This is a genomic window from Pseudomonas sp. WS 5503 (assembly GCF_012985385.1).
In the GTDB taxonomy this organism is placed as follows: domain Bacteria; phylum Pseudomonadota; class Gammaproteobacteria; order Pseudomonadales; family Pseudomonadaceae; genus Aquipseudomonas; species Aquipseudomonas paracarnis.
Genome location: NZ_JAAQWI010000006.1, coordinates 283,333 through 295,790, shown reverse-complemented (window position 1 = coordinate 295,790; position 12,458 = coordinate 283,333). Strand labels below are relative to the sequence as shown.

Sequence of the window (12,458 nt, the reverse complement as noted above, 5' to 3'; positions counted from 1 at the left end):
TTCGCCAGTATCTCTGCACGCCCAAAAAAAAGCCCGGTGAGCATGGGGTGCTCACCGGGCGTTTGATCGATCGACGCGTGGAATCAGAAGTCCCAGCGCGTGCTGACCATCACATTACGTGGCTCACCGTAGGCGGCCGAGTTATAGAAGCCCACGTTGGTGTAGTAAGACTTGTCGAAGATGTTGTTGAAGTTGACGGTAGCCGACAGGTTCTTGGTGACCTGGTAGCGGGTCATCAAATCCACCAACCAGTAGGACTCCTGGGTGATGTCCTGGTTTTTCTCAAGTGGCCCGTTCCAGATCTCGTTCCAACCTTTGGTCTGCCAGCGTACACCGCCACCGATGGTGAACTTGTCCAGGTCGCCCTTGAGTTTGTAGGTGGTGTTCAGGTTGACCTGATGCTCGGGTTCGAAGGTGGAGAGTTTCTTGTCGTCTTCGTCTCGTACGATCTTGTGGGTGTAGCCACCTTGAAGTTGCCAGCCTGGGCTCAACTCACCGGAAATTTCCGCTTCGTAGCCTTTGGTGACGGCCTTGGAGCTCTTGAACGCCCAGTTGTTCGGGGCAGGTGTCTGGTTGTTGTAGGCGTCATCCGAGATGGGGCGATTAGTCTCATGCACTTCGAAGTAAGCGATGCTGGTGTTGAGGCGGCCATCGAAAAACTCGCCTTTCAGGCCCAACTCGTAGTTCTGCCCTTCGTCTGGCTCCAGCAGCTTCTCGTTACGGTCCTTATAGGTGCTTTCCTGAGGTTGGAAGATATCGGTGTAGCTGGCGTATACCGAGAAGTTGTCATTGAGGTCGTAGATCACACCGGCGTAAGGAATGAACCGCCCGGTTTCCTTGTAGGAAGGGTTGTTGCCAGTCACGTGATAGTTGGCCACGCGCCCACCCAGGATCACGTTCAGGTCGTCAATCACGTTGAAACGCGCGGTCAGGTAATACCCGGTTTGACGGATAGTGTCGTCGATGTGCTGTTGGGCAGGACCGTAGATAGGCTTGGCGATATGGCCGTTCCAGTTATAGAAATCGACCTTGTTACCGCCAGGCCATTCCGGCGACCAGTACCCCTTGCCTTGCCAGCGTGAGGTGCCGATCGAGCCGCCCACCACCAGTTCATGCTCGCGGCCAAACAGGCTGAAAGGGCCGGTGGCGTAGAGGTCGGCCGAGGTGCTCTTGGTCTCGCCGGTGTATTTCTGCCCGTTGATCTCAGCGGTGCCATCGGCTGCCGGCTGGACGAATTGGATCGAACCCAGATCGGCGTGGTAGCCGTTGATCTTGTGGTCGAGCTGGAATTTGGTCACCCAGCCGTCGCCCAGGTCATGCTCGAGCATGGCAAAGGCGGTACGCGTGTTTTGCTCCCACGAGCTCCAGGTGGTGCCGTTGTTGTAGGAGCGCGGCATTTTGTTGATGCTGCCATTGGAGTTGACCAGCGGGAAGGAGCCGGACCAACTGGAACCCTGTGGAATGTTGTCCTGGTAATCGAAGCCCACCGTCAGCATGGTATCGGGAGACAGGTCGAACTCGGTGATGCCGTAGTAGGTTTCGGTCTTGCGCGAGTAGTGGTCCATAAAGGACTTCTTGTCCTGATACGCAGCCACCGCACGGCCACGGATATTGCCGCTGTCGGTCAAGGGGCCACTGACATCCACTTCGCTGCGGTAGTTGTCCCAGGAACCCGCCCCCAATTGCACATGGCCCTTGAATTCCGCGGTTGGCTTCTTGCGGATCAAGTTGATGGTCGCACCCAGGGAACCGGCACCGTTGAGCAGGCCGGTAGCGCCCTTGAGGACTTCAACACGGTCGTAGATCGCCATGTCGCTCAGGGTGTTGCCCGCCGAATAGCCGACGTTACGCACAGTCGATGGAATACCGTCGTACTGGAAACTATTGACCGAAAAACCACGGGAATAGTAGTTGGTGCGGTCGGAGTCGTAGGCGGAAACGGTGATGCCCGGCGTATGGCGCATCACGTCATCCATGTTGTTGAGGCCAAAATCCTCGATGTGCTGGCGAGTCACCACGGTGATCGACTGCGGAGTTTGCCGTGGGGTCAACGTCAAACGTGTAGCCGTGGCAATCGTGCCAGGCGTGTAGGAACCAGAACCTTCGGTGACGTTGCCCAAGTAGTTGGCGGTCACTTGCGTCGGGCTCAGCTCGAGCCCACCACCGCTGCCAGCAGCAGTGACGGTCAAGGTATTGCCGTTGAGGTTATAGGTAGTCTGGCTACCGGCCAGCAATGCAGCTATGGCCTGCTGCGGCTGCATCTTGCCCTTGACGGCGGGGCTGTTCTTGCCCTGCACATCGCCCGGGCTGTAGAGCACTTGCACATTGGTCTGGCGGCCAAATTCCTGCAGTGCGCTCCCCAGCGACTGCGCAGGAATATTCAACTCGATCTCCTGGGCCTGCACATAGCCTGCAATCGGCATCGACACAGCCAACGCCAAGGCACTGGGCAAGAGGTTGATGTTCAGGGCCCGGCGCATGGATAGCGCTTTGCTCAGGGGGCTGAGACCGAGTCGTGCTGGCATGGATGCTTTCTCTTCTATGTTTTAAGTGGGCAATTCTAAGTGTTTATTGAGGTTAGTTCTCATTACCACTAGTGAGACGTTCCTACTTCGCAAAACCGGAAAAAATTATTCCGGTACTTCATGCAGGCTCCATCTCATGCACCACCTGACCGGCACGCAGGCGCACCAGATGATCGGCGATGTCGAAATAACGATCATCGTGGCTGATCACGATGATGGTCTTGCCCAGGCGTTTGAGGTCCGGCAGCAGCTCGGTGTAGAAGATGCGGCGGAAGGCCGGGTCCTGGTCGGCGGCCCACTCGTCGAACACCAGTACCGGGCGTTCTTCCAGCCAGGCATTGACCAGGGCCAGGCGCTTGCGTTGGCCGGTGGACAGGTCAGTGGTGCTGAACACGCCGTCCTTGACGCTGACCTTGTGCGCGATTTCCAGGCGCTCAAGGTATTTGGTGGCGCTGTCCAGGGACTGGGTGGCGCTGCCTTGTACCAGGTCATCGAACAGGTAATAGTCGGAAAACACGGTGGTAAACAACTGGCGATAATCGTCGCGCTCTGGGTCGGTCACCGCTGTACCGTTGAGCAGGATCTCACCCGCCTGAGGTGGATACAGGCCCAGCAGCAGCTTGATCAGGGTGGTCTTGCCGCTACCATTCTCGCCCACGACAAACACGATATCGCCTTGCTTGATGCTCAGGTTGATCGGCCCCAGGTGGAACGGTTGGCTGCCTTCAACCGCTGGCGGGCTGTAGCTGACGCCGCGCAGTTCAAGGCTGTTGACCACAGGCTTCGGCGCTTCACTGTCGTCCATCAACAAGTGGGGCTCGGGCGAAGAAAAACGTTCCGACAGTTCGCTGATGCGCCCGAAGGCAATCTTCGCCTTGCCAACCACGGGCAAGTAACCCAGCAGGTGCTCCAACGGGCCTTTCATATACAGCAGTACCAGCACGAAGCCGGTAATCACCGTGGGGTCGGGGTTGGGGTTGTAGGCCTGCATCGCCAGGGCCAGGCCGATGACCACGAAGAACAGCATCGAGCCAAAGGTCTTGGCCAGGATATAGATGTTGACTGAACGCACCTGGATATCGCTGATGCGGTCTGCGGTTTCCTGGATGCGGTGGGTGTTCATGCGAAACCGCCGCGGACGGTGCATGCGCAGTTCCTTGGCTCCCGAAGCAATCGCATTGTAGTAACGCTGCAATTCATCTTCGTGGCTACGGGCCAGATCGAAGCCCTGGATGCCTTTGCCGCCCGCGATGAATTGCACGGCGCTGCCGATGATGATTGCGACCACCATCATCAGGAACATCGGCACGGACAGGTAAGCCAGGTAACCCAGGCATCCCAGGGTAACGGTGGCGGCGATGGCCAGGGGCGTGAAGGCAAAGGAAAAGTCGCTGATGGTGTCCACGTCGTGGGTCAGCACCGGGATCAGGCGGTGAGAGCGATATTGCTCGATCTGCCCGATGGGCGCTGACAGCACCTTTTCACCCAGGTCCTTGCGCAGGGCGGCAATGATCCGTTGCCCGACGTAGTTGGTGCCGATGTCGGAAATGATCGAGCTGACCAGCGCCACCACGCACAACGCGGCGAAGGTCAACACCACACCCTGAGTCATCCCCCCCGCCGAATGCAGGGCATTGTTAATCGTCGCCAACAGCAAGGTAATGGCCAGGCCGCCCGCCATGCCAAGGGCGACGGAGACCGTCACGATGGTGCGAAAGGGCCTGAGCAATGCGAGCAAACCTTTGAAGGCGCCGCGCTTGGGGTCGGTCATAAATACTTCCCGGAAAGTGAAAAGAGGGGGCTGGGCACACAGACCCTTACCCATGACAAACGAAGCTGTGGCGTGACTATTTAGCGCGGCGTGCCGGACGGTGGCAGTGAGCGATAAATTGCCCGGGGCCTGGTTCGTTCTTGTTCTGTAGGCGCACGTGTATCAATGCCGTGCGTGGCCCTTTGAGCGAGAGCGAAACACATGACGAAAAAGAACCTGGTGTATGTCTGGTCCCTGAGAAATGCCGCCGCCGACAAGGCGGGGCAGCCGGTGGCCTATAAAGACCACGAGCGCTATATGAAATCGGTGCTGGAGTTTCTGGTGGGCTCGCTCAACGACACGTCGCTGGGCGAGGCTTACAACCTCGTAGGCGTGGTGTATGACGACGATGAGCACAACCCGCGGGACCAGCAGTTGGTGGCGGACTACGGCTTCGCCTATCAGCCGGGTCGCCAGTGGCTGTACCCGGCGGACTTGCGTGTGCAGGGCACGTTGGTCAACGACCTGCTGCTCAGCGTGCCGTCGACCTATCGTCGCCTGCCACGAGGCAGCGCCGAACATGTCGCCGGCAAGCAGGATTTCGAGCGTCGCCTGCATGACACCCTGGTGGAGTTGAAGGCTGACATCGTGGTGCTGGATGGTTTGCTGGTGATCCTCGATGAACTGGTGCGCCCGGGGGCGCCGTTTGCGCGGCGCATCATGAACATTCACCCGGGCATCACCCGCCTCGAGTCGCCTTACGAACGCCGTGGGGCGTACGCCACCTGGAATGCGCTGTACGGCGCACGTGGGCAGGCGATCACCGACTGGGCAACCAAAGCGACTCAGGCGTGCGAGCCGTTGTATTGGACCGGTGCGTCATTCCACTACGTGGATAACGGCATCGACTCGGGAGAGGTGTTCCACGACGTGCTCAAGACCCAGATTTCGCCCGAAGACACTATCCTTGAGTTGCGCTGGAACAACTTCAACAACAGCCTGTTCCCGGCGCTGCATGAAGGCCTGGAGCTGTTGGCCAAACAAGGCTGAACATGCGGGCGCGAACCCTGTAGGAGCGAGCTTGCTCGCGAAAAACGTCAACGATGACGCGTGCTTCCTGAATACACGCGGCGTTTATGAGTTTTTCGCGAGCAAGAACTAGGCGTCCCCCTCGCTCCTACAAGGTATTAGAGCTCGCGCACGACCCGAAAGCCGATCCAGTCCCCGCGCGTCTGCGGGTAGATGTTGTTGCGATTGCCCGAGCGTGAAAACACCGGCGCCTCGCCCCAGTCATTGCCGCGAATCTGGTAGGCCTCGCAGTTGGGCTCCACCCAGGCACTGCCATCAGTTGGCGCGCCGACGTAGTTCGGATGCTCGCAATCAGCCACCCGCTCATACACATTGCCGTGCATGTCATACATGCCAAAGGCATTCGGGGGGTAGCTGCCCACGGGCGACGAATAGCTGTAGCCGTCCGCCGGTCCGTAGGTGTTGGCGTGCTGGGCGATGCTGTAGCCCTTGCCTTCGTCGAACGGGAAGGGGAACGGGCCGGTGGTGCCGGCGCGGGCGGCGTATTCGCGTTGGGCTTCGCTGACCATCTGGTACGTGTGCCCGGTCTTCTTGGACAGCCAGCTCACGTACTGCTTGATGTCGTCCATGTCCATGCACACCGCCGGCTGCCGTGGCCCCTGGGGGTAGCGCGGTTTGCTGGCGATGCATTCGCGGCCGGGGCGGTCGTCGCCATTGGCGATCTTGACCCCGGTCTGGCGCACGTAGCTGTCCCATTCGCCGGCGGTGACATGGAAGCGGCTCATGGCGAACGGCTTGGCGAAGGTCACCTCGTGCATCGGGCCTTCGTCAGGCTCGCGGCCCACTTCGTCGTCCGGCGTACCCATGGTGAAGGTGCCGGCGGGCAGCACCACCATTTCCGGGCAGTCCTTGCAGTCTTTGAAGACCTTGCCCGGTTGTGGGGCGGCGGCCTGGGCCAGGCCGGGCAGCAGGGCGCCGCACAGGGCGGTGAGTGCCAATGCGGTGAGCGGTTTGAGTCGGGATGGCATCATGGAGGCGTCTCGTTCAAAGGGAAAAGGGGTCATAACCGCTGGCTCAGCAGGGTCATGAAACGCTGGATCTCATCCGAGTTGTTAAGCAGGCCCGGCGAGGTGCGAATCACCGGGCCAACGTCACGGTCCACCGCGTCCACCACCACGCGGTTTTTCATCAGGTAGGCCGCAACGGCATCGCTGTCCCGGTTCTTGACCCGAAAGAAGGTGAATCCGGCTGACAGCTCGGGGCTGCGCGGTGTCACCAGTTCGATCTGCGGGTAGGCCAGCAGTTGGTCCTTGAGTTCGGTGTTGAGGGCATGGATACGTGCCTGCACCGGCGCCTTGCCCAGTTGCAGGTGCAACTTGAAGGCTTCGTCGGCGGCCCAGCGATGTTCGAAGGCGTGGTAGCCGCCGGGCGTCATGGTCGTAGCGAAGTTTTTGTCTTCGGAGAAGGTCGGAATCATCGGTGTGACGTATTTGTTTTCGGTCTCGCGGGCGCACACCAGGCCGGTGCCCCGCGGACCGAACATCCACTTGTGGGTGCCAGCGATGAAGAAGTCGCAGTGCATAGCGGGGAAGTCGAGGTCTTCCACGCCGAAGCCGTGCACACCATCGACGATATAGAGCAGGCGGTCCGGCTCGTCGCGGTTGCGGTTGTGTTCGTCCACCAGCTTGCCGATCTCACCGATGGGCAGTTTTACGCCGCTGCCGGATTGCACCCAGGTCATGCCCAGTACACGGGTGTTGGGGCGAATGTTGCGCTGGATATTGCCCAGCACTTCATCGGCCGAGACCTGATTGGGGTTTTTGAACAGGCGTATCTTGCGAACCTGGGTGTGCTCCTTGCGTACCCGGAAGTCCAGGCTGAACTCGGTGGCGTAATGCTCATGCACCGTGGTGAGGATTTCCTGGTCGGCGCGCACCTTGATCCCGCCATAGATCATCGCCAGCCCTTCGGACGTGCTGCCGGTGAGGGCGATCTGCGCTGGCGTGGCGTTCAGGTAGCGGCCTGCCCACTCGCGTACCTGGCCCTCACGCTTCCAGGTTTCCTGCAGGTCCCAGTCCATGGCCAGGCCAGGGTTACGGTCGATCTGTTGGCGGTAGCGTTCTATGGCCTCGCGCACGGGCCTGGGGTGCGAGGCCACCAGGAAGTTGGAAAAATGCAGGTAATTGGGGTCTTGGTTGAACAGTTGCTTCAATCCCGTCCATGGGTCGTTCGTAACGGCGGCTACTGCCTGAGGCAGCAACGCGGTGCCCAGCGGCAGGCTCGCGGCAAAGACGCCGGCCTGCTTGAGAAATGTACGGCGGTCGGTCATGGACTTACTTCGTGGTGGTTAGCGATTGGCCAATGGCTTGGCGGCTTTTTGTACCTGGTCCCACACCCGCAGGAAGTTGCCTCCCCACAGCTTGGCGATATCGGCTTCGGAGTAGCCGCGCTGGATCAGTTCGGCAGTGACGTTGCGCACCTCGCCGACGTTCTCCCAGCCCTGGAGGCCGCCGCCGTCGTTGAAGTCCGAGGCAATACCGACATGATCGATGCCGATCTTGCGCACGGTGTAGTCGATGGCGTCGCCCAGGTCCTTGAGGGTGGCCTTGGGTTCTTCCTCGAGAATGCCGTACAGCGCGCTGGCGTATTGGCCGAAGCGTTGCTCGGGCCAGGCGGCAATGATTGCATCGCCGGGCATCAGGGCCATGGCCAGGTTGGGCAGTGGCGGCAGGTCGAAGCGTGCGCGCAAGGTATTGAGCTTGTCCTGGGTCGGCTGGCTCAAGGGGCGCAGGTAGGCGGGGAAACCCACCACTTGCACCACGCCGCCGCTGTTCTTAATCAGTTGCAGCTCCTTGTCGCTGAGGTTGCGCGGGATGTCCACCGATGCCCGTGGCGCCGAGTGGGACGCCACCATCGGCGTGCGGCTCAACTGCGCGACTTGCTCCAGGGCCTTGGTCGACATCTGCGACACGTCGATGATCACCCCCAGGTCATTGAGGCGATGCACCGCTTGCTGGCCGATAGGCGACAGGCCCTCGAGGGCATCCGTGGAGTCATTGAAGAACGGCAGCGGGCGCGACGAGTCGGACCAGGCGTTATTGCCGATGTAGCTGAACCCGAACATGCGCATGCCGCGTGCGGCCCACAAGTCCAGCTGGTTCAGGTCATTGCCCAGGGGGTAGGCGTTGAGCATGCTGATAAAAATCGCGAACTTGCCTTCGCCGTGCAGGCGTCGCATATCGTCCGGTGTGTAGGCAATGCCCACCTGGTTGGGAAAGTCACGCACCATGCCGGAGATGATCTTGTAGCGCACTTCCTGCTCGTGCCGGGCCTCTTCGACAAAACCATCGGTGGGCTTGTGCGGGGCGTTGGCGCCGTTCCAGATTTCCGGCCAGCCGAAGATCGTCAGCGCGGCGCCCGACAATCGGCCGCGGGCGGCCTTGGCCAGGTCGAACTGGCCGCTGCCATCCTTGTCGGCCTCGTTGCCCGCCGTGCCGAAATCCAGGGGCAGGGTGATGTGGCTGTCGAACGACAACAGGCGATCCTGCATTTCATTGGCCTGCTTGATCACCTCCAGCGGGTAGCCGGCGTTGCCCTTGAACCACTGATCCCAGACCAGGAAACCGGCCCCGGCGCCGATAGCCAGGGCCAGCGGCAGGCCGATATACAGCGCCTTTTTCGAACGTGATTTTGTCATTGCCATCTCAGTCAGTTGAGGCCTTTGCTATCAGGGAAGAACGAGCGATGACGGGGGAAATTTAGGTGGCGGGGGGAGGGCGGTAAATTTCATCGGGTTGCAAACGTTCTAGCTCTGATCAAGCTGTTTCCTAAGGTAGCCAATGACAATCTCTCGACGTGGGTTCATCGCAGGCCTGGCGCTGACCGGTGCAGCCGTGCCCGCGGCCTTTTATGCCCATCGCGAGTTGACGCGGGAAGAAGAGTTTCCTATCACCCCCGGCGAAGCTACGGTCGACCTCGCTGACACTCAGGGCCAGCACCTGGCGAACACCCTGCGGGGCGTCTGGAGCCTGCGCCTGGAAGGCCGCGACGCGGGCCTTGCGGGCCTGCCGCTGCATGGCCTGGAGTTGCTGCTGGACATTGCTCCCCGTGGGCGTGGCCTGCGCGGTTACCTGGACACCGCCGAGCAGCTGCGCGCTGAAGGCGAGCCGCGCTATCGGGTCTTGGGTGATGTGCTGACGGGCGAGGGCGCCGTGCTCTATTGGCGCTTGATCGACCGCGATTCAGCCGGCGGCGTGCCGGCCTATGAATTCAAGATGACCCTGGATGAAGTCTGGGCCGATTTCGGCAATGCCGGCAGCGCCACCCTCAGCGGGCACATCCTCGACCTTGAGCGGCCCCTGGCGCTGACCGAACGCGACAACCGTTTTATCGCCCACAAACAACTGTTCCCCGAAGCCCGCCAGCGCATCGGCCTCAACCCGACCTTGCTGGCCTGGCTGATTTCTCCCGAGCACCGCCTGTTTCACCAACTGTGGCACGCCACCCGCGACCAATGGCACAAGCTCTCCGAAGAAAAACGCGAGGCCCTGCGCGGCATCGGTTGGCAACCGGGGCCCCGTGGACAGGAACGCGACGCCCGCGGCAAGCGCAAGGACCGCAATGGTTCGGGCATCGACTTCTTCTTCATGCACCGCCACATGCTCGGCACCGCACGTTCCATGCAGGACTTGCCCTCCTGGCCGCAATTCCCCGAGCCGCAACCGCCGTTGGAGCGGGATCGCCCGGGCTTTGTGCGCTACTTCGACAACCACGACGGTTTCGCACTGCCGCCCTGTTGGTCAGCGCCAGATGACGCCGACTACACCCAGTGGGTCAGCGATATCAAGGCGGCCGAGACCTACCACAGCAACTTCCAGGTGTGGGAATCCCAATACCGCGACCCGCGCTACCTGGCCAAGTTGACCCTGGGCCAACTGGGCTCGGAAATGGAGCTGGGCCTGCACGATTGGCTGCATATGCGCTGGGCCTCGGTGCCCCGCGACCCGTCCAACGGCGCCCCGGTCCCCTTCGCCCGTGACCCCGCAGACTTTGCCGCACGTTGGTATGCGCCGGAGAACGACTTTCTGGGCGACCCGTTTTCATCCCATGTGAACCCGGTGTTCTGGCATTTCCACGGCTGGATCGATGACCGCATCGAAGACTGGTTTCGTGCCCACGAGCGCTTCAACCCAGGCGAGGTGAGCCGACTGGAAGTCAACGGCGTAGCCTGGTTTGCGCCAGGCCGCTGGGTGGAAATAGGTGACCCGTGGCTGGGCCCGGACACCCACGGCTGCAGCACCACGCCGGGGCTGCAACAGGGGCGCTCGATGGAAATGGACCCGGAGATCATGAAGCTGGCCCTGCGCATTACCTTCGGTGCCGATGAAGCGCTGCTCAAGGGGCTGTTCAAACGTGTGCCGCAGCGGCCATGGTATGCGCGGCATCTGAAACTCAAACGCGAGGCTTAGCAGGTTTTTTTAAACCTGCTCTTCCTCGCGCAATTGCGCACTCATCTCATCGCAACTGCGTGCCCAGTCGCTCAACCATTGCGGCATCGGCGGTGAGGTGTCGTCCAAGCCCAACTCGCGGATGAATTCGGCCGGGGGCAGGGTGCCTTTGGCGGATCGAAACAGCCCACGCATCACCACCACGCCGACCACCCGCCCATTGCTGACGAAGCGGTGCTCCATCAGGTTCCACTTGTGGTCCCAGCCGAGAATGCGGGTATGCACCTCGAATACCTCGAACAGCTTCAATTCCCGACGGAACTTGCCCCAGGTATCGCCGACTATCGGCATCGCCTTATGGCGCAGCGCCACGCGAAAGGCGCCGGTGCGCAGCACAAAATCCATGCGAGCCACATCGGCCAGGGTGAAATACCGGCCATTGGTGACATGCCGGTTCAGGTCCAGGTCCAGCGGCCAGACACGCATGCGCACCACCGTGGTAGCCAGGCCGTGAACCGGTTTGCGCCAGGGGCGGCGCAACAGCATGTGCAGTAATCGAAACCAGAGATTCATAAAAACGCCAGGCAGTTGATCAATGGCCGCACTGTACGGGGATGGGATCGGCTAAGGTAGATGCGTAAATGACTTATTACATGCGAAAAGTGCAAGCCGGAGTTTTTACATGCATGTCACCTTGCTCCTGGCGGATCAATGTTCCGCTGCCAGTGCCACCCTGGCCATGGAAATGCTCAGTGCGGCCAATCTGTTCGCTGAAAGCCTGCCGTTTGAGGTGATGCTCGCGTCTATAGACGGCCAGCCGGTGACAGCATGGGGCGGGCAGCGCCTGCAGGTGCAGGGTTCACTGGCGCAGATCGCGCACACGGACCTGGTGCTGATTCCCGGGTTTCTCTTTACCCTCAAGGAGGCTATGCCGACGTTTGCTGCCTACGGCCCCTGGTTGCGTGAGCAGCATGGGCAGGGCGCCGTGTTGGCTTCCATGTGCACGGCGGCCTTCATGCTGGCCGAGACCGGCTTATTGCACGGCTTGCGTGCGACGACTCACTGGGCATTTGCCGGGTTCTTCCGGCGTCGATATGCCCAGGTCAGCCTGGATGAGGGGCAGATCCTTTGCGAAGACAATCGCCTGATCACGTGCGGGGGCGCTACGGCGGCGATGGACTTGATGCTGCACCTGATCCGCCGTTTCGGCTCGCCGGAGCTGGCTCATACCTGCGGCAAGTACTTGCTGATCGATGCCGGCCGCACCGAGCAGTCGGCCTACGCGATGTGGTCGCTGCCCAAAAGCCACGGTGATGCGCAGATTTTGCGTGTGCAGCATTGGTTGGAGCAGCACTTTGCGCAGTCAATGGTGATCGATGAGGTGGCCCGGCGCTTTGGTTTTGGCGTGCGTAATTTCAAGCGGCGTTTCAAGGATGCCACTGGTTGTACGCCGATTGGCTACCTGCAAACCCTGCGCCTGGAACGAGCCAAGCAGATGCTGGAGTCAACACGCATGACCCTCGCCAGCATCACGTATGCCGTGGGCTATGAGGACAGCAACTCGTTTCGGCGTCTGTTCCAGCAACGGGTGGGGATGCTGCCGGCGGCGTATCGCAAGAAGTTCCTGGTTGCCCAGGGCGACGCCTATGTACCTGACGCACCGAGGTCCTGACCTGCCTTGATGCCGGTCAGGTAAGCAGGCGCGCT

9 protein-coding genes are annotated in these 12,458 nt (G+C 60.8%); 3 read left to right on the top strand and 6 right to left on the bottom strand.

Going from position 1 to position 12,458, the window contains the following annotated elements:
• Positions 1-83: 83 nt before the first annotated feature.
• Positions 84-2,525, bottom strand: a complete 2,442-nt coding sequence (locus tag HBO10_RS17610) for a TonB-dependent siderophore receptor (RefSeq protein WP_080757696.1) — start codon at positions 2,523-2,525, stop codon at positions 84-86.
• 118 nt (positions 2,526-2,643) lie between these two features.
• Complete coding sequence (locus tag HBO10_RS17605; RefSeq protein WP_034127740.1) at positions 2,644-4,296, bottom strand: cyclic peptide export ABC transporter; 1,653 nt, start codon at positions 4,294-4,296, stop codon at positions 2,644-2,646.
• Between the two features lie 201 nt (positions 4,297-4,497).
• Between HBO10_RS17605 and HBO10_RS17600 the strand changes: the two genes are divergently transcribed.
• A complete protein-coding gene (locus HBO10_RS17600) occupies positions 4,498-5,325 on the top strand; it encodes a N(5)-hydroxyornithine transformylase PvdF (protein ID WP_034127739.1) in 828 nt (275 codons plus the stop codon).
• 137 nt (positions 5,326-5,462) lie between these two features.
• On the opposite strand, the gene HBO10_RS17595 is transcribed toward HBO10_RS17600, so the two are convergent.
• From HBO10_RS17595 to pvdM, 3 genes are read right to left on the bottom strand one after another with little or no spacing between them, the layout of a single operon-like run.
• Positions 5,463-6,335: a formylglycine-generating enzyme family protein gene (locus HBO10_RS17595; RefSeq protein WP_034127738.1), complete on the bottom strand. Its 873-nt coding sequence runs from the start codon at positions 6,333-6,335 to the stop codon at positions 5,463-5,465.
• A 29-nt stretch (positions 6,336-6,364) separates the two neighbouring features.
• On the bottom strand, positions 6,365-7,633 hold the full coding sequence (locus HBO10_RS17590; RefSeq protein WP_169922041.1) for an aminotransferase class V-fold PLP-dependent enzyme: 1,269 nt from the start codon (positions 7,631-7,633) through the stop codon (positions 6,365-6,367).
• Between the two features lie 18 nt (positions 7,634-7,651).
• Positions 7,652-9,001 (bottom strand): pyoverdine-tailoring dipeptidase-like protein PvdM, encoded by a 1,350-nt coding sequence (gene pvdM / locus HBO10_RS17585; protein ID WP_034127737.1) that lies wholly within the window; start codon positions 8,999-9,001, stop codon positions 7,652-7,654.
• Between the two features lie 142 nt (positions 9,002-9,143).
• On the opposite strand from pvdM, the gene HBO10_RS17580 reads away from it, so the two are divergent.
• A complete protein-coding gene (locus HBO10_RS17580; RefSeq protein ID WP_034127736.1) occupies positions 9,144-10,772 on the top strand; it encodes a hypothetical protein in 1,629 nt (542 codons plus the stop codon).
• A 9-nt stretch (positions 10,773-10,781) separates the two neighbouring features.
• Here HBO10_RS17580 and HBO10_RS17575 read toward each other — a convergent pair whose 3' ends face one another.
• Positions 10,782-11,324 (bottom strand): thioesterase family protein, encoded by a 543-nt coding sequence (locus HBO10_RS17575; protein ID WP_054897062.1) that lies wholly within the window; start codon positions 11,322-11,324, stop codon positions 10,782-10,784.
• Between the two features lie 109 nt (positions 11,325-11,433).
• On the opposite strand from HBO10_RS17575, the gene HBO10_RS17570 reads away from it, so the two are divergent.
• A complete protein-coding gene (locus HBO10_RS17570) occupies positions 11,434-12,423 on the top strand; it encodes a helix-turn-helix domain-containing protein (RefSeq protein ID WP_034127734.1) in 990 nt (329 codons plus the stop codon).
• Positions 12,424-12,458 lie beyond the last annotated feature (35 nt).